Origin of the sequence: Magnetospirillum gryphiswaldense MSR-1 v2 (assembly GCF_000513295.1) — a bacterium.
Classification (GTDB): domain Bacteria; phylum Pseudomonadota; class Alphaproteobacteria; order Rhodospirillales; family Magnetospirillaceae; genus Magnetospirillum; species Magnetospirillum gryphiswaldense.
Window position 1 is genome coordinate 302,610 of the sequence record NC_023065.1, and the last position, 17,053, is coordinate 319,662.

Annotated in this window: 19 protein-coding genes; 12 read left to right on the forward strand and 7 right to left on the reverse strand. The window is 62.6% G+C overall.

What is annotated here, in order from left to right; genetic code table 11:
* Nucleotides 1-59 precede the first annotated feature (59 nt).
* From MGMSRV2_RS01400 to MGMSRV2_RS01410, 3 genes are read right to left on the reverse strand one after another with little or no spacing between them, the layout of a single operon-like run.
* A complete protein-coding gene (locus tag MGMSRV2_RS01400; protein ID WP_024078523.1) occupies nucleotides 60-629 on the reverse strand; it encodes a helix-turn-helix domain-containing protein in 570 nt (189 codons plus the stop codon).
* Nucleotides 626-1,462, reverse strand: a complete 837-nt coding sequence (locus MGMSRV2_RS01405; protein WP_041633378.1) for a DMT family transporter — start codon at nucleotides 1,460-1,462, stop codon at nucleotides 626-628. Before MGMSRV2_RS01405 ends, MGMSRV2_RS01400 begins: the two co-directional genes overlap by 4 nt.
* A 59-nt stretch (nucleotides 1,463-1,521) precedes the next feature.
* On the reverse strand, nucleotides 1,522-1,776 hold the full coding sequence (locus MGMSRV2_RS01410; RefSeq protein ID WP_084027869.1) for a helix-turn-helix transcriptional regulator: 255 nt from the start codon (nucleotides 1,774-1,776) through the stop codon (nucleotides 1,522-1,524).
* Nucleotides 1,777-2,284: 508 nt separating this feature from the next.
* Between MGMSRV2_RS01410 and MGMSRV2_RS01415 the strand changes: the two genes are divergently transcribed.
* Genes MGMSRV2_RS01415 through MGMSRV2_RS01425 form a run of 3 tightly spaced genes read left to right on the forward strand, consistent with a single transcriptional unit; the run spans nucleotide 2,285 to nucleotide 8,361 of the window.
* On the forward strand, nucleotides 2,285-6,019 hold the full coding sequence (locus MGMSRV2_RS01415) for a DUF4347 domain-containing protein (protein ID WP_024078525.1): 3,735 nt from the start codon (nucleotides 2,285-2,287) through the stop codon (nucleotides 6,017-6,019).
* Between the two features lie 24 nt (nucleotides 6,020-6,043).
* Nucleotides 6,044-7,645, forward strand: a complete 1,602-nt coding sequence (locus MGMSRV2_RS01420) for a TolC family protein (RefSeq protein ID WP_024078526.1) — start codon at nucleotides 6,044-6,046, stop codon at nucleotides 7,643-7,645.
* Nucleotides 7,642-8,361, forward strand: a complete 720-nt coding sequence (locus tag MGMSRV2_RS01425) for an efflux RND transporter periplasmic adaptor subunit (RefSeq protein WP_024078527.1) — start codon at nucleotides 7,642-7,644, stop codon at nucleotides 8,359-8,361. Before MGMSRV2_RS01420 ends, MGMSRV2_RS01425 begins: the two co-directional genes overlap by 4 nt.
* 14 nt (nucleotides 8,362-8,375) lie before the next feature.
* On the opposite strand, the gene murI is transcribed toward MGMSRV2_RS01425, so the two are convergent.
* A complete protein-coding gene (gene murI, locus MGMSRV2_RS01430) occupies nucleotides 8,376-9,212 on the reverse strand; it encodes a glutamate racemase (protein ID WP_024078528.1) in 837 nt (278 codons plus the stop codon).
* A gap of 106 nt (nucleotides 9,213-9,318) precedes the next feature.
* Here murI and MGMSRV2_RS01435 point away from each other — a divergent pair, with 106 nt between their 5' ends.
* The 5 genes from MGMSRV2_RS01435 to MGMSRV2_RS01455 all read left to right on the forward strand — a co-directional run bounded on the left by MGMSRV2_RS01435 (nucleotide 9,319) and on the right by MGMSRV2_RS01455 (nucleotide 13,176).
* The gene (locus MGMSRV2_RS01435; RefSeq protein ID WP_024078529.1) at nucleotides 9,319-10,029 is read left to right on the forward strand and encodes a Crp/Fnr family transcriptional regulator; all 711 of its coding nucleotides are present in this window, start codon (nucleotides 9,319-9,321) and stop codon (nucleotides 10,027-10,029) included.
* Nucleotides 10,030-10,034: 5 nt separating this feature from the next.
* The gene (locus tag MGMSRV2_RS01440) at nucleotides 10,035-10,730 is read left to right on the forward strand and encodes a Crp/Fnr family transcriptional regulator (RefSeq protein ID WP_024078530.1); all 696 of its coding nucleotides are present in this window, start codon (nucleotides 10,035-10,037) and stop codon (nucleotides 10,728-10,730) included.
* 82 nt (nucleotides 10,731-10,812) lie between these two features.
* The gene (locus MGMSRV2_RS01445; RefSeq protein ID WP_024078531.1) at nucleotides 10,813-11,388 is read left to right on the forward strand and encodes a DUF2249 domain-containing protein; all 576 of its coding nucleotides are present in this window, start codon (nucleotides 10,813-10,815) and stop codon (nucleotides 11,386-11,388) included.
* Entirely contained in the window at nucleotides 11,388-12,662 is a 1,275-nt protein-coding gene (locus tag MGMSRV2_RS01450) for a hypothetical protein (protein ID WP_024078532.1), read from the forward strand. Before MGMSRV2_RS01445 ends, MGMSRV2_RS01450 begins: the two co-directional genes overlap by 1 nt.
* A 16-nt stretch (nucleotides 12,663-12,678) precedes the next feature.
* Nucleotides 12,679-13,176 (forward strand): hemerythrin domain-containing protein, encoded by a 498-nt coding sequence (locus MGMSRV2_RS01455; RefSeq protein WP_024078533.1) that lies wholly within the window; start codon nucleotides 12,679-12,681, stop codon nucleotides 13,174-13,176.
* A gap of 3 nt (nucleotides 13,177-13,179) precedes the next feature.
* Here MGMSRV2_RS01455 and MGMSRV2_RS01460 read toward each other — a convergent pair whose 3' ends face one another.
* Nucleotides 13,180-13,530, reverse strand: coding sequence for a hypothetical protein (locus MGMSRV2_RS01460; RefSeq protein WP_024078534.1), 351 nt, complete (start codon nucleotides 13,528-13,530; stop codon nucleotides 13,180-13,182).
* Between the two features lie 142 nt (nucleotides 13,531-13,672).
* On the opposite strand from MGMSRV2_RS01460, the gene purU reads away from it, so the two are divergent.
* The gene (gene purU, locus MGMSRV2_RS01465) at nucleotides 13,673-14,533 is read left to right on the forward strand and encodes a formyltetrahydrofolate deformylase (RefSeq protein ID WP_024078535.1); all 861 of its coding nucleotides are present in this window, start codon (nucleotides 13,673-13,675) and stop codon (nucleotides 14,531-14,533) included.
* Nucleotides 14,534-14,556: 23 nt separating this feature from the next.
* The gene (locus tag MGMSRV2_RS01470; RefSeq protein WP_024078536.1) at nucleotides 14,557-15,117 is read left to right on the forward strand and encodes a hypothetical protein; all 561 of its coding nucleotides are present in this window, start codon (nucleotides 14,557-14,559) and stop codon (nucleotides 15,115-15,117) included.
* Here MGMSRV2_RS01470 and MGMSRV2_RS01475 read toward each other — a convergent pair whose 3' ends face one another.
* Nucleotides 15,118-15,726, reverse strand: a complete 609-nt coding sequence (locus MGMSRV2_RS01475) for a FecR family protein (RefSeq protein ID WP_024078537.1) — start codon at nucleotides 15,724-15,726, stop codon at nucleotides 15,118-15,120.
* A 62-nt stretch (nucleotides 15,727-15,788) separates the two neighbouring features.
* Here MGMSRV2_RS01475 and MGMSRV2_RS01480 point away from each other — a divergent pair, with 62 nt between their 5' ends.
* Both MGMSRV2_RS01480 and MGMSRV2_RS01485 read left to right on the forward strand, forming a co-directional pair.
* Nucleotides 15,789-16,160 (forward strand): DUF423 domain-containing protein, encoded by a 372-nt coding sequence (locus tag MGMSRV2_RS01480; RefSeq protein WP_024078538.1) that lies wholly within the window; start codon nucleotides 15,789-15,791, stop codon nucleotides 16,158-16,160.
* A gap of 132 nt (nucleotides 16,161-16,292) precedes the next feature.
* Nucleotides 16,293-16,658: a response regulator gene (locus tag MGMSRV2_RS01485; protein WP_024078539.1), complete on the forward strand. Its 366-nt coding sequence runs from the start codon at nucleotides 16,293-16,295 to the stop codon at nucleotides 16,656-16,658.
* Nucleotides 16,659-16,797: 139 nt separating this feature from the next.
* Here the strand turns inward: MGMSRV2_RS01485 and rpmG are convergent, their stop codons facing one another.
* Entirely contained in the window at nucleotides 16,798-16,965 is a 168-nt protein-coding gene (rpmG, locus tag MGMSRV2_RS01490; protein WP_024078540.1) for a 50S ribosomal protein L33, read from the reverse strand.
* Nucleotides 16,966-17,053: the final 88 nt, after the last annotated feature.

Here is a 17,053-nt window from a genome sequence, read left to right on the forward strand (position 1 = left end):
GCACCAGGACGTGTCCATGATGCAGGTGAAGGGGGACGATGTCACGACATGAAGCTTTATTATATATCCAGCAAGTTTATTTGAAATTCTGGCTTTTGATCTTGGCTTGGGATTATTCCGATCCGGTCGCTTAAAAAATGAACTTCGCCGGATATGATGACCGGGACTGTGTATGATCTAATCCATTTTTTATGGGTGCTGCTGAAGAAAGTGCCGCTTAAGCTTGTAAACTCCCCTTTGATCATCACTCTCTTGTAGTCGTTAAACAGCTTTTCATATTTAGTGTCATTGCGGAGAGAGTTGATATTTTTTCCAAGTACATCTGGTTTGTCGAATTTATATATTTGTATGGATGCGTTTGAAACGTCCCTGAGGATAAAATTTGCATCGACCAGGGATCGGTCGACGATAGGCGAAGACATCAGGGTCGAGATATCGACTTCCAGGCGGGCGCTGAATTTCCGCAAAAGATCGCGCATGCGCTTTTTTCCGGCCAAGTCGGGCTCTTGGTGCCCATTTTCCCAGCGTGATACGGTTGCTTGGTCCACGCCGATCATTTCCGCCAGCACCGCCTGTTTCAGGCCGTGATAGCGGCGCAATACGCGCAATTGAGTTTGCCAATGGTTCATGTCTTCTGTGCCACGTAAAAAGCGCCGCCGAGGACGAGTATCGCCCCAATAACGATACCCGGTCCTGGGACTTCACCAAAAAATACGAATCCCAGCGCCGCGGACAACACGATGCCAGTATTGTCCATGGGACTGACCACGCTGGCTTGTGTCAAGGAAAACGCTTTTGCCGCAGCCAGTGCGGCCATGGCGCTGAAGGCTGCCGCCGTCCCGATCAAGGCCATGGCGGGAAGGGGCGGTGCCAGCCATACCGGTATGGCCATGGGGGCGGAGAGGGCGGTAATCGCCAACTGGCTGAAGGCGGCAATGGTCAGGGGGGCATTGTCGCGGGTCAGGGCCTTGACCGCGATCTGCGATCCCGACGACAGGGCCGCCGCCGCCGTGGCGGCAAGCAAGCCCATGGACCATCCCCCTGTACGATCGGGCATGATGACGATGATGATGCCGGTAAAGCCCATGATGATCGCCAACCAGCGCGGGGGACTTATCTGTTCCTTCAGGACAAGGCTGGCGAGTGCCAGCAAGAGAAAGATGCGGGCGTGGAAGATCAGGGTCACGGCGGCCAGTGGCGCATTGGCGTTGGCGTAGTACAAGGCCAGTCCGGCGCCGGTTCCCAGAACGCAACGCAAGGCAAAGGTTCGACCATTCCTGATCATGGATGGGCCGACCCACAGCAGCATGCCCCCAAGGACAACCGAGGCCATGGTGTTGCGTAAAAACGCAATCTGGAACGGATGCAACGACAGGCTGGCATGCTTGAGGATGAGCAAGTGTGCAGAAAACAGAAATGCTGAAGCCAGCATCAAAAGTGCACCTTGACTTTGCTTGGTCATGAGTTTGCTGTCACACGCCGCAATAAAACATTACTAATATGTCTTATTTGCATGGGTGGTCAATAGGGTAATTTATGCTCATTGGTGTGCTTAAGCATAAAGGCTGGCGTGTGAATATCTATAATTCCTCCTTTCATTGCGATGGCTACGGCGTGCGAAATGTTTGATGCCCCAAGTTTTCTTTTTGAGCACTCAAGGTGGGTTGTTACTGTTGTCTTTGATATGCCAAGTATTATCGATATTTCTATGGCTGTTTTGCCGTTGGCAATCCAGGTCATGCATTCTTTCTCACGTGGTGTCAGGCCCGGTTCCATAATCCAATCCAGTCATAAGCTGACTCTGGCCAGATCATGGTACGCAGGGAAAAACCGGATGGGACTTGACGCCGTTATGCGTTTGCACCCTTTAAACGGGATATAAGGGTGGGCGTTGATGATGGTATTCGTTATTTTATATGCACAAGAGTGCTTGTGGTAGTGAATTGTATAACTCACATGATGTGTGAATGTCTGTTAAGTCATTTTGTGTCATGTGCAGCAGATGATTTCGTCACATATTGCCACAACTCGCCGTGTGGTGAAGCTTTGATCCATCTTCTCCTTAAATATTAGGAGGGCGGGTCATATAATCTATCGCTATTGTTGGTTTCACTGTGATCCCGGTTCGGTCTGACGTTATGTCGCCGGCGGCCGGGGCAACGACGCATCGTGGGGATGCGGCATGAAAAGGGGGTGGCGCCGGCTGAGGACGGTGCCGGACAGAGGCTTGTGGCCTCCACTCCTTGTGCCGTTTCGCTGCCATTGCCAGAGCTGGAACCGCACCATGACCGCCACGCCCAAGCCGCCGAAAAACCGCCATCCCAAGTCTTCTGTCGCCATTTTGGCATTGGAGCCGCGCCTGATGTTCGATGGTGCGGCCGTGGCGGATATGGCCGAGGCCGTGGCGGATGGGGCGGCGGATAATCTGGTGGTGGCGCCGCCACAGGATCAGGGCCGCAAGGAAGTGGCTTTTGTCGATGCCGGGCTGTCCGGCTATCAGTCCTTGATCGAAGCGATCGGTCCCGGCATCGACGTGGTGGTGATCCAAGCCGGCCAGGGTGGGGTGCCGCAAATGCTGGCCTGGGCCGAGGGCAAGCAGGATTACGACGCCATCCATATCCTCAGCCATGGCGCCCAACAAAGTTTGCGCCTGGGGAGTGATACCATCAGCGGCCAGTCCTTGGCCGCGTTCGCCGGCGATCTGTCCGCCTTGGGACGGGCTCTGAGCCAAGACGGCGATGTGTTGATTTACGGCTGTGATGTCGCCGCCGGCGACGCCGGGACAGCCTTCATCCGCGACTTGGCGGTCCTGATCGGTGCCGACGTGGCGGCTTCGAACGACAGCACCGGTGCCGCCGGCCAAAACGGTGATTGGGTACTGGAACAGAGCGCGGGAAGCGTGGAAACGGCGGCGCTCCAGGTCGCCACCTATGATTTGGTGCTGGGCACCGCCGCCACCCTGGACCTGAATGGCGCCGGGGCGGGCACCGACAACAGCGTGACCCTGGCTGATGCCGGAGCGGGATTGGCCGCGTCGACGGCCACCCTCAGCGATCCTGACGACGCTTGGAATGGCGGCAGTCTGACCGTCCAGCGGGTGACGGCGGGCGGGGCCGTTGATGGCAATCTGAACGATATTTTCGGCTTTACCGCGGCTGTATCGGCCAACCGCACCATCAGCCGAGGCGCCGACGTCAGCGACGGAACCCTGAGCATCAGCGGAACCCAGATCGCCTCCTGGACCTATGCCAGCGCCACCGGGCGGTTGACCATCACCTTCAATGCCAGTGCCCATAATGCCCATGTGCAGACGGTGATGCGGTCGATCACCTATGCCAACGCCACACCCTATGGCACGGCCAAGGTGCGCTTTGCCGTCAATGATGGCGACGCGGTGACCAATGCCGATGTCAGCGTCACCAGCTCGACCATTTACGTGGATCAGACCACCTATGATACCGATGGCGACGGCGCCGATGGCTTCAATCTGGCCGAGGCTTTGAGCAAGGCCGTTGATGGCGACACCATCAAAATTCAAGCTGGAACCTATCGCGGCCAGTTCCGGGCCAGCACGGCGGTGACCATCGAGGATGCCGGTACCGGCACGGTCACCTTGGAGGCGCCCAATACCGCCGATATCGTCGCCTCGGAACAAAACGGCTTTGTCACCAGCCGGGTCCGTTACGCCATCCTTGATCTACGCACGGCGACGCCGGCATCGGGAACTGTGACGGTGCGCAATCTGACCATCGATGGCCGCTACCAGGCCCCGGATACCGGCGGCAACGGCAACGAGGACATGCTGGGCATCGCCACCTACAACACCAACGCCGTGATCGATGGGGTGACGGTGAAGCGGATTGCCTCGGCGCTTAACCCGGTGACCGGCGAATATTCCGGCAACAGCGAGAATTACGGCATCATGGCCGAAGGCGGAGCCGCCACCCCGGTAACGGTGACGATCAAGAACTCGGTCATCAACACCTACCAGAAAACCGGCATTATCGCCTGGGGCAACGGGCTGACGGCCCTGATCCAAAACAACACCATCACCGCCGGCGGCGTCTTGGGTATTTCCAACCAGAACGGTATCCAGGTCGGTTCGGCGGGCACCCGCTCGGGCACCTTGGCCACCATAACCGGCAACACAATCACCAATCTGGGGTCCAACGACAGCGAGTATTCCGCCACCGGCATCATCGTCCGGCAGGCCGGAATTTCCGAGATCGCCAACAATACGTTCCGATCCTCGGGCACGCCGGTCTTCGGTGGCGCCACCAGCGCCATCGCTCTGTTCGAGACGTCGGCCAGCATGAACGTGCATGACAACGATCTGGGCAATGTCTGTCAGGGCATTTTGGTGGAATCGCCGTGGGGCACGCTCTATGCCGGTTCCCATACCTTTGCCGGCAATAACGGCAATTCCGCCTACAACACTTTTATCGACAGCCACAGCCTCGATTACGGGGCTTTGGTCGCCAATGCCGAAACCATCACCGTCAACAGCAGCGCAACCATCAACAATGGTCGCAGTTTTCTCAGCTACGATCTGTTCGATGGCGTGGATGTCTTCACCGATACCGGCGCCGCGGCAACCCATGTGGATGGCGGCGCGGGCAACGATACCCTGACCACCGGCTCGGGCGCCGATGAACTGACCGGCGGTGAGGGTGCCGACATCCTGACCGGCGGCGGCGGGCGCGATACCTTCGTCCTCAGTGCCGCCGACACCATCGCCGATTATTCCCCCCACGATAAAATGGTGGTTCGGGGTAAGACCATTCCTGTCGGGCGCATGTCGCTGGCGACCGATGGGGGGGATGCGGTGCTCAGTATCGATACCGACAGCACGGGTGTCGACAAGACCATCAGGCTGACCGGGTGGGCCGGGGTGACCGCCGCCGCCTTGCGCGTCACCATCGAGGGCAGCGATACGGTGATCGTCATCGACCGTGCTGCCACCGCGACAACCGACCCGGTGATGCCCCCCGATGGGCAGGTGACGCGGTCATATTCCTTTGCTTTGCCGACCGGGACCTTCACCGATCCCGATAGCGGCGATACCCTGACCTACAGCGCCAGCGGCCTGCCGCCCGGCCTTGGCATCAGTTCGACCACCGGCGCCATCAGCGGGACGCCAACAGCCGCCGGCTCCCATGTGGTGACGATTACCGCCACCGATGCGGCGGGCGTGAGTACGACCATCACCTTTACCCTCAAGGTGGATGGTGGTCCGGCGCCGTCCAATGCGCCGGCGTCCGGGCCACCGGTGCCGGCGGTGGGGCCGTCCAATACCGCCGATCCTGCCGCGGCCCTGGTCACCGTGGTGCGTGAAACGACGCCGCAGCAACCGGCGTTCCAAACGCCGACATTCGTGGCCGGGTCGACACAGGCGCAACAGGACCAAACTCCGGCTCCGGGGGGGGCGATTGTTGCTCCCACTGGCCCGGCCCAGGTCGCGGTGATACCGGCGGCGTTGACGGTGCCGGCGGCCAATGCCTTTCAAGTGGCAGTGGCGGTCAGGCCCGCCGGGAGCGGTGACGCCCTGGTGGTCAACGCCCCCATGCGTGACACAGTGATCGCCGAGGGCGCCCGCATCTCGGTGACCATTCCGTCGGAAGCCTTCGCCCATACCAAGGCCGATGCCACGGTGACACTGACGGCGACGCGCGATAACGGCGACGCGTTGCCGGGCTGGATGGTGTTCAATCCCGCCACCGGCACCTTCGAGGGGACGCCGCCGCCCGGCTTCAAGGGGGAAGTGGTGGTCAAGGTGGTGGCCAAGGACAAGGAGGGGCGTGAGGCGGTGCAGACCTTCAAGATCGTCGTCGGCCAGGGCCAGGGCAACGTCACGCCGGGTGAAGGCCAAGGCAATGCCGCTCCCGGTCGCAGCGGCGACGCGTCCCCGGTTGGCCGTCCCGGCCTGACGGCGCAATTGCGGGCGCTGGGCCAGGATGGCCAAGCGACCAAGCAGGCGGTTTTGTTCAACGCATTGAAGACCAGCGGCAAGGCCGCGTAGGGATCATCAAAGGGGGTGTTTGCAATGATCGGTTTTTCCCGTGCCACGCGTCTGCTGGCCTCCGCGTCCCTGGTCGCCCTGTTGGCCGCCTGTGCCATGACGCCCGAGCCGTTCAGCCCCGAGCAGCTGGCACAAGCGGCCCGCGACGACCGCGCCGACATGTTCAAGGGCGGTGCGCCGCTTTCCGGTCCGCTGACCGTGTCCGACGCCATCGCCCGGGCGCTCAAATACAATCTCGACCGCCGGGCCAAGGTGATGGAGGAAGGCTTGGCCCTGGGCCAGACCCAGGTCGACCGCTGGGACATGCTGCCCAAGCTGGCCGCCAATGCCGGCTTCACCTCGCGCTCGGAACCCAACGCCACGGTATCGCGCGACGTCAAGACCCAGACCACCGGCACCAGCCCCAGCTATTCCGCCGACCGCGACAATTACACGGCTGATCTGGGCCTGTCGTGGAACGTGCTGGATTTCGGCCTCAGCTATTTCACCGCCAAGCAGAACGCCGACCGCGCCCTGATCGCGCAAGAGCGCAAGCGCAAGACCGTGCACAATCTGGTGCAGGAAGTGCGCTTCGCCTTCTGGCGCGCCGCCGCCCACCAGGAATTGAAGGGGGAGGTGGAAAAGGCGGTGGCCGAGGCCAAGGTGGCGCTGGAACGGGCCAAGATTGTCGAGCGCGAGAACCTGAAGGCGCCGGCGGAAAGCTTGCGCTATCAGAAATCCCTGCTGGAAACCTTGCGTCAGCTGACCGCCATCCAGCAGGAATTGTCCACCGCCGAGATCGAGCTGGCCGCCCTGATCAATGCCCCGCCGGGGACCAAACTGGTGCTGAGCGTGCCGGGCGATCTGCAGGTTCCGGCCTGGGAGCTGGAACTGGAGCGCATGGAGGAGCTGGCTTTCGCCAACAACGCCGACCTGCGCGAACAGGGCTATCTGGCCCGGATCAGCGTCAACGACACCCGCAAGGCGATCACCCGGCTGTTTCCCGGCATCACCTTTTCCGCCAGCCGCAATTACGACCACAATTCGTTCCTGATGAGCAATCACTGGTACGAGGCCGGGGCCAAGCTAAGCTGGAACCTGATGAACCTGATCAGCGGTCCCGACGCCATCAGCTATGCCGAAACCAATGAAGAGGTGGTCAAGTCCAAGCGGCTGGCCCTGCGCATGGCGGTGCTGGCCCAGGTGCATGTGTCGGAACGGCAATACCGCAACGCCGTCAGCCAATACCAGCAATCGGACGAATTGTGGCGGGTCGATCGGCGGCTTTACGAATTGTCGGCGGCCAAGACCGCCAACGACGCCCAGGGCATGCTGGAACGGGTGGCGGGCAGCGCCTCGGCCATCGCCTCGGCGTTGCGCCGCTTCCAGACCTACGCCCAGGTCGAGCAATCCTATGCCAAGATGCAGGCCAGCATCGGCCACGATCTGATGCCCGACAGCGTCGCCAGCCACGATCTGTCCAGCCTGTCGGCGGTGATCGCCGCCCGCCTGGAGGAATGGGGCCAGCAGGCCCGGCAAGCCAGCATCGCCGCCTTGCCCGACACCACGCCGTCCCTGCCGGACGAGCCCGGGCCGCTGGGCAGCCTGGGCCGCTGGTTCGCGGCGGGCAGCGACGGCACCCGATGACAGGCTGGTGGCGGATTCTGCCGCTGCTTGTTGTGCTGGCCGCCCCGGCGGCGGCACAGGAGTTGCGGGCCCAGCTCTCTCCGCGCGACTTCACCACCTTGGCCGCCGAAATCGGCGCCAAGGTGGAAAAGGTGGGCGCGCGCGAGGGCGAGCGGTTCAAGAAGGGCGACACCCTGATCGCCTTTGACTGTTCCATCCAGCGGGCGCAGATGGCCGAGGCGCGGGCGGCCTTGGGCGCCACCGAAAAGACGGTGGCGGTGAATTCCCGGCTGCTGGAATTGCAGACCATCGGCAAACTGGAAAGCGACGTGGCCCAGGCCGAGCGCGACAAGGCACGGGCCAAGGTCGATGCCAGCGGCGCGGTGTTGGGCAAATGCACGGTGCCCGCCCCCTTCGACGGTCGGGTGGTGGAACAGAAGGTCCGCGCCCAGCAATACGTCCAGCCCGGTCAGGCGCTGCTGGACATCCTCGACGACAGCGTACTCGAGCTGGATTTCATCGTGCCGTCCAAATGGCTGGTGTGGCTGAAGCCGGGCCACCTGTTCCAGGTGGCCATGGACGAGACCGCCAAGACCTATCCGGTCAAGCTCACCCGCATCGGCGCCCGTATCGATCCGGTCAGCCAGTCGGTCAAGGTCACCGGCGCCATCGGCGGTCATTTCCCCGAGCTTGCCGCCGGAATGTCGGGTAAAGTGCTGCTATCGCCGCCGCCGTGACGATGGCCGGCGGCTCAGGCCAGATCCACCACCTCGACTTCGTCGGTGGCAATGGTCCAGGGTACGAAAATACGGGCGACACGGGCGAAGCGGTCGGGGGCGTCGGTGGCGAGGTAGCGCACCCGCGCCCGTTCCGGGGCACGCCCGGTCGCTAGGCCGCGATGCTCAAGCAGGTCTTCCACCGCCCGCGCCGTGGTGGTGGCGGAATCGACCATGGCGGTTTCCGGTCCCACCACCCGGCGCAGCAGGTCGGCGAGCGCCGGAAAGTGGGTGCAGCCCAGCAACAGGCAATCACCCTTTTGACCATCGTCGGCATTGGCGAAAAGCGGGTCCAGGTAATGACGGGCCAGTTGCTCGGCGATGGGGCCGTCGGTCATGCCTTCCTCTACCATGGAGACGAACAGCGGGCAGGCCTTGGAGATCACCCGGGCGCCGGGGCGCGAATTGTGGATGGCGCGCGGATAGGTGCCGGCCTGCACGGTGCTGTCGGTGGCGATGACGACGATGCGTCCCTGCGCGCTGGCCAGGGCGGCGGCGGCGGCGCCGGGCTCGACCACGCCGGTGACCGGCAGGCCGGGAAATTCCGCCCGCAGCGCTTCCAGCGCGTGCGCCGACGAGGTGTTGTCGGCCACCACCAGCGCCTTGATGCCCATGCGCACCAGGGCATGGGCTGCCTGCAGGGCGTAATGGCTGACGGCGGCCGCGCTTTTGGTGCCATAGGGCAGCCGCGCGGTGTCGCCCAGATAGATCAGCGATTCCGCCGGCAGGCGTTCGCGCAACGCCTTCAACACGGTCAAGCCGCCGACACCCGAGTCGAAAACGCCGATGGGAAGGTCGCGGTTGGCGGTCATTGTCGTCATCCTAATGTACGGTAAAAGGCATCCCGCATACATATAGCGGGTTGGCCTGATCCGATGATTGGTCTAGCTTCTGGGCTTGTACAGGACGGGAGAGCCCATGAGCAAGGATGCGGGCGCGCCGGGCGCCAAGGACGTGTTGCTGCAATTGCAGTTCACGCCGCTTTTTGCCGGCCTGGCCGAGGCCGATGTGCGCAGCCTGACCGAAGGGGCGCGCATGGTCACCTTTGGGCATGAACAGCAAATTTATCAGGCCGGCGACAAGGTGGTGGATTTCTATGTGGTCATGGACGGCCACGTGGAATTGTCCATCGACAGCGACGGCAAGCGTAGCGTGGTCGAGGTGGCGCGGCGCGGCACCGTTCTGGGCGACGCCGCCATGTTCGGCGACGGCCATTTCTTCATGAACGCGCGGGTGTTGACTGCGGCCACCTTGCTGGCGGTGCCAGCGGAGTCGTTCCTGACCAAGCTGGCCGGGCGCAAGGACATCGTCTTGCACATGCTGTCGACCATGTCGTTCCGCCTGCGCATGCTGGTGCGTCAGATCGCCGAGTTGAAGCTGAAGACCACCGCCCAGCGCCTGGGCTCGTTCCTGCTGTCCCTGGCCGATGCCGATGAAGGCCGGGCCGAGGTACGTTTCCCCTATGACAAGAAGCTGGTGGCCGACGAATTGGGCATGAAGCCGGAAAGCCTGTCGCGCGCCCTGGCCAAGCTGGCCAAGCTGGGGGTGTCGTCCAAGGCCGACAATCTGGTGGTCATCAATGACCTGGATGGTTTGCGCGAATTCTGCGTCGAAGACGATTTGGGGTAACGAATATGGCCGGATTGTCCGCCACCGATTTACAGGCCGCCGCCGCCGCACCGCTGTTCGCGGCGCTGAAACCCGAGGAACTGGGGCAATTGCTGGACCAGGCGGTGGCGGTCAGCCATCCGGAAAACAGCCTGCTGTTCAGCCAGGGCGACGACGCCGATCATTTTTTCGTCGTGCTTGAGGGTCGGGTCAACATCTTCGCCCTGACCGAGACCGGCGATCAGTCGATCATCGAGGTGTTCGAGGGTATTTCCACCTTCGCCGAGGCGGCCATGTTCTCGTCCGGCAAATATCCGCTCAATTGCGAGGTGGTGGCGGGGTCGCGGCTGGTGCACATTCCGGCGGCGCCGTTCCTGAAACGGCTGGCCGACACGCCGCGCCTGGGCTTTCATCTGCTGTCCGGCCTGTCGCGTTGGCAGATGCACATGATCCATGAAATCACCGAGCTGAAAAGCAAATCGCCGGGGCAGCGTCTGGCCTCGTTCCTGCTGGCCTTGGCCCGCGATGCCCAAGATGGCGTACAGGTGCGCCTGCCCATCACCAAGGCGGCTTTGGCCAGCCGGATCGGCATCGCCCCGGAATCGCTGTCGCGGGCCTTGGCCCGGTTGAAGGCCGCCGGGGTGGAAAGCCACGGGCGCGAGGTGGTGCTGACCGATCTGGCCGCCCTGCGCCGGCTGGTGCGCGACGGCGACCCGTCTTAACGAAGGGCCCTGTTCTTAACGAAGGTCAATGTTGCCGCAATGGCAATCCCGCACGCTGCCAGCATGATTGCCGGAGCGTGTGATGGCCCAAGCCCTGGATTTTCCCACACCACAGCATGGCCCCCCCGTGTGGCTGGCCGCCGCCTTGGAACAGGCGGTGCTGGATGTGCGCGGCCTGCTGGCCGCCGGCAGCGATCCGCTGGGGGCGCTGATGGAAGCCGCCGATGGCGTGTCCTTTGGTGGCTTTCTGGTGGTGGATGCTCCGTTCAACCCGTCACCGTTGCGGCGTATTTTAGCGGCGCGCGGGTTTTCGTCGTATGGACGGCGCCTTGGCGGCAGTCATTGGCGCATCTATTTTCATCAAAACGGTGCCGCCGATTGGGAACATGATTCCGACGTCGCGGTCATGGACGAGGGCGCCATGCTCTGGCGCGAGGAAGACGGCCTGCACATCGACGTGCGCAAGCTGCGCCCGCCCCAACCCATGTTGGCCATTCTGCGCCTGATCGACGGCGACGCCGCCTTGCAGGCCTTGGTGGTCCACCACGAACGCCACCCCCAGTATCTGTTGCCCGAACTGGCCGAGCGCGGCTGGTCGGTGGCGCGGGTGAGCGAGGAATTCCAGGACGTGCGCCTGTGGCTTGAGCGGAAAAGCTGATGTTCGGCGGCGCGTTCATGATGGGGGCCAAGGATCGGCTGTTGCCGCCGGCGATACCGTTCCGCTTTTTCGCCACCGCCATCGTTTATCACCTGGCCGCCTGGGCGGTGCTGCTGTGGGCCGCCGACGGCCTGCCCGGCTATCGGGGCGGTCTGGGGCCGGTGCTGGCGGCCTTGCACCTGATCACCCTGGGCGTGTTGGCCATGACCGCCATGGGCGCCGCCTATCAGATGCTGCCGGTGGCCACGCGGCGGCAATTAGGGCCGGCTTGGGCCTGTTCGCTCAGTTGGTGGCTGTTCGCCCCCGGGGTCGCCGTGCTGTCGTTCGGTCTGGCCGACGGGGTGCTGTGGGCCTTGCATGGCGGCGCCAGTTTGGCCATTGGCGGTTTGGCGCTGTTCGGTGGGCTGGTGGCCCGCAACCTGATGCGGGTCAGCGATTTGCCGGCGGTGACCGGGCCGGTATGGGTGGCCTTGGCGTCACTGCTGGCCGTGCTGGTTCTGGCCGGGCTGCTGATCGTCGATGTGGGGCAAGGCTTTCTGCCTGATCGGGCATCCCTGGCCGCCGCCCATGGCGTGCTGGCCGGCTATGGTTTCATGGGCATGTTGGTGATGGGGTTTTCCGCTGTCCTGGTGCCCATGTTCGTGTTGGCTCCGGCCATTCCCGACGCCCAGGCCAAGCCGGTGGTCATGGTCGCCGCAATGGCTTTGGCCGCAGGCGCCGGCGGTGCCGTGCTGGGTTGGGCGTGGCTGGCCGGTTTGGCCGCCCTGGTGGGACTGGTTGCCGCATTATTGTATCTAAGGCTGCAACGCCGTGTCCTGGCCGCGCGCATGCGCAAGCGGCTGGAGCCGTTCTTCCGTCTGTTGAAAGGCGGCTGGGTCATGTTGCCGCTGTCGCTGCTGGCCGCTGCAATCCTGGCCCTGGGGCCGTGGCCGCACGTCAGCGGACCCGTGTGGGGGCTGTTGCTGGTGGTGGGATGGCTGCTGTCCTTCGCCACCGGCATCCTGCAACGGATCATGCCGTTCCTGGCCTCCATGCATTCCGCCGCCCGAGGCGGCAAGCCTGTGCTGTTGTCACATTTGACCGCGCAGCCGGTTCTAATGGTTCATGCCGCCGCCCATGCCGGCGCTTTGGCTCTGCTGCTGGCCGCAATCGGGTTGGACTCACCGTTGATCGCCCGCCTGGGCGCGCTTTGCGGTTTGGCCGGCGCACTGGCCTTCGCCGTTTTCGCCATCATCATGATGGTTCGTTATCGCGCTCACCACCGAAGCCAATAAATCAAAGGAAAGCACCATGCTGTTGCAGTCTGAAACCGGTTCCCTGCTGCATCAGGACCACATGACCACCATCGAAACCCTGCAAGGGCTGGAAGAGCTGCTGTCGCGCCATCGTCAGCCGCCGGCGGTGGATGAGGCCCTGGGCGAGCGTCTGCGGGCCTTGGCGGCGACCTTGCGGGCCGAGGTGGAAAGCCATTTCGCCTTCGAGGAGGGCCACCTGTTCCCGCTGTTCGTGAGCAAGGGGGAAAGCGGCATCGTCATGATGCTGACGCATGAGCACCGCTCGATCCTGCCCATGGCGCTTCGGGTGGCGGAACTGGCCGGGCAGGCGGCGGAATCCGGCTTTGACGACCAGAGCTGGCGTGATTTTCGCGATACCGGAGCAGAACTGGTGGAGCGGGAGATTTTCCACATCCAGAAGGAGGAAATGGGCCTGTTGGCCGCCATTTCCGCCTTGCTGGATGAAGCCGAGGATGCCGGGCTGGCGGCAATCTACCGCCGCACGGTCAAATAGGGCTTATTCCTCGTCTTCTTCGCCCAGGGAATCGGCGGGCAGGATGGTGACGCCGGTGCCATCCTCGTCCTCGACCAGGACCAGATCACCCTGGATACGGTCGTCGCCTTCGGCAATGACGTTGAAGTAATGCCAGATATAGGCGATGGCGATAGTCTGGTCGATCTGGTCGTCCTCGTCCATTTCATCTTCGTCCATGGCCGAGACGTCACGCAGGATCTCCAGCGAATCGTCGAACATTTCCTGCAGATCAGGCTCGTCTTCAAGGACGTTCTTGATGATGTATTCGTATTCGGTCTGCTCAAGCTCGTACTTCCACTGAGCATTGCCGGACTTGTAGTAGACGGTGATCATGGCGGAAGTTCCTTGGCTCGACTGCGTTGCGGCGGACCATGGGCGATTCGGCAAAAAAAGGCAAGATGGCGTTTCGTGTCTTGGCGTCGGGGGTGCCTTGCGCTATCACAAGTCCCATCTAGAAGCAGGAGTTTCCCTGGGTATGTCCGAGCGCCAGACCTTTGTGCTGACCATCACCTGCCCCGATACCGTGGGCATCGTTGCCGCCGTTTCCGGCTTTCTGACCCAGCACGATTGCTTCATCACCGAGGCGGCCCAGTACGGCGATCCGGTGTCGCGCCGGTTCTTCATGCGCATCGTCTTCGCCGGCGGCGCCCTGACCCCGGCGGCGGCGGAGTTCAGGAAGCTGTTCGCCGCCATCGCCGACCGCTTCCAGATGATCTGGCAATTGCATGATCTGACGCGCAAGCCGCGCGTGGTCATCATGGTGTCCAAGTTCGGCCATTGCCTGGTCGATTTGCTGCACCGCTACCACACCGGGCAGTTGAACATCGAGATTCCGGCAGTGATTTCCAACCATCCCGATATGCGCTCCATCGTCGAGTGGCACGGCATTCCTTATCATTACTTGGCGGTGGACAAACACGACAAGGAAGCCCAGGAAGGCCGGGTGATGGAGGTCATCGACCGCTCCGGTGCCGAATTGGTGGTGCTGGCCCGCTACATGCAGATCCTGTCCACCACTCTGTGCCAGACCTTGCAGGGGCGCGCCATCAACATCCACCACTCGTTCCTGCCCAGCTTCAAGGGGGCCAAGCCCTATCATCAGGCCCATTCGCGCGGGGTCAAGATCATCGGCGCCACCGCCCATTACGTCACCGCCGATCTGGACGAAGGGCCGATTATCGAGCAATCGGTGGAGCGCGTCGATCACACCCACACCCCGGACGATCTGGTGGCCATGGGCCGCGATATCGAAAATCTGGTGCTTGGCCGTGCCGTTCGTTGGCATGTGGAGCATCGCGTGTTGCTGAACGGCTCGAAAACTGTGGTGTTCAAATAACGCTCTGGGGTATTTTAGCCGCCATGACAAAACGCATTTCACGCGCCGCCCTGATCGCTCTGCCGCTGGCCCTGTTGGCGCCGCCGGCCCTGGCGTCGGAAAATGAACCCGACCTGTTCCGGTCGCTCGGCAAGTTCGTCCTTGACGGCCTTGGGCCGGCGCGGACCATGGAAGACGTTCAGCGCGAGGAGCGGCAGGCCGCCGCCGCCAAGGCGCAGGCGGAAAAGGCCCAGGACGAGGCGGCGGCAGCCAAGGCCGAGCCGGTGTCGGTGAGCGCCGTCCAGCCCGCTCAGCCGCTGCCTGCCGCCGAGCCCGAATATGTTCCGACCCCCGTCGTTCATGCCCCCGCCAAGCCGGTCAAGGTTGAGCAGGCAAAGATGGTCGTGCCCGAACCTAAGGCCGCGATCGTCCCGCCGCCGCCGCGTGCCCGCCCCGTCGAGGTGGTCCGCGCTGCCCCGCCGGTGGTCAACTTGCCGCCGCCGGAACCGCTGAAAAGCCATATCGCCGCCACCGCCACGGTGGATCAGGCCATCAGGCTGGGTGGCCCCGCCGGTCTGTATGGTCGTCGGTTGATGGTGGACTGATCAGTCGAAGCTGATCGACCGAAGCGCCTTGTCCACCCGTTCCGGCTTCCAGAGTCCCACCGGCGAGGGGGCGGCCCCTGGCTTGGGCACGTCGGTGCCCTCCAGCGGATTGTCCAGGTTGGCGCTGCCGCCCGGACTGCGCACGGTGATGGCGCCTTCCAGTAGCAGCACGTCCAGCGGGTGGTCAAGGCTGCCGCCCCAGAACTTGGTGCCGCGTACGCCGATGCTGGCCACCGGAGTGGTGACACTGAGCGGGCGTCCAGGCAATTTGGCCACCGCGCCGCTGGTCACCAAAAAGACTCCCTGATCGACGCGAAAACGAGCCTGACCGGATTGCGACGGCGCGTCATAGGCAAAGCTCTCGACGGCGAAGTGGCTGTGCTCGCCGATCACCACCAAGGTGCCGTCGCTGAAGCTCAACTCGGCCCGTGCCCCCGCCCCGGTGGTCAGCACCATGCCGGTGGTCAACGGGCTGCCAGGACCAACTGTACCCTGCGCGGTGCTGGCGCTGCCTTGCAGGCGAGTGACGGTGCCCACCGCCCGCTCCTGGGCTGCGGCGGGCAAGGCGGGCAGCAGGGCCAGCAAAAGGGCTATGACGGCATGACGCATGGCTATTCTCCGCGAAGCGTATAGATTGGTCACCAGTCTCATTTTGATGTCAAGGAGAGGCCATGCGTCCGTGGATCGTGCTGGCAGGCCTGAGCGGTTTGATGGCGGTGGGAATGGGGGCTTACGGCGCTCACGGCCTGGCCGGCGAGGCCGATGCGCAGGCCTTGGTCGCCCAGGCCGCCAATTACCAGATCATTCACGCCCTGGCCTTGCTGGGGGCAGACCGCATCACCGTTGATACGCGTCGCGGCGGTGGCATGTTGGCCCACGGCGCGGCTTTGCTGTTCGCGCTGGGCATGGCACTGTTTTGCGGCTCTTTGTATGTGAAGGCGCTGACCGGTGCTCCGCTGGCCGTTCCCATGGTGACGCCAGCGGGCGGCATGACCCTGATGGCCGGCTGGCTGGTGCTGGCTTTGGCCGGGTTTCGTAAGTGATCGGAATTTATGGTCCTGGTTTGACTTGGCATTGGGAATTGCCCATGATGGGCTCGTCGTATATGGGGGTATTACCGTGCCGGTAGAATAGGGCGCGGGGAAAGTGTGGGGGGCCACGTGGCTGAGGATTCAATGGCAAAGACCGTGCTGATCGTTGAAGACAACGATCTTAATATGAAGTTGTTCAATGACCTGTTGCAGGCCAACGGTTACGCCACTTTGCAGACCAAGGATGGGCGTGAGGCCATGGATTTGGCCCGTACTCATCGGCCCGATCTGATCTTGATGGATATTCAACTTCCCGAGGTGTCGGGGCTGGAAATCACCCGCATGCTAAAGAATGACGCCGAGTTGAAGGTCATTCCGGTGATCGCGGTGACCGCCTTCGCTATGAAGGGCGACGAGGAAAAGATCCGTGAGGGTGGGTGCGAAGGCTACATCGCCAAGCCCATCTCCGTCGTCAATTTCTTGGAAACCATCGGCGCCTTCCTGAAATAGGCGGGCGTTTGCAAACAGAAAAAGGCCGGGCATTGTCCGGCCTTTTTCTGTTTGCCGTTGGTGATGGCGCAAAGGAAAACGCCCGCCAGACCAGGGTCAGGCGGGCGCTTATCCATTGGAAAGCGAGTTAGCTCGAAGCCTACTTGATCTTGGCTTCGTTGAACTCGACGTGCTTGCGCACGACGGGGTCATACTTGCGGAACTTCAGCTTTTCCGTGGTCTTACGCGGGTTCTTCTTCGCCACGTAGAAAAAGCCGGTACCGGCGGAGCTAACCAGCTTGATAAGGATGGTGGCAGGCTTGGCCATGGCAAAAAATCCCGAATCGTTGGTGCTTTGTACGAAACTGTAGGCGGCGGAAGATACTGATCCCAGCGGGGGTGTCAAGGCCTTCTTG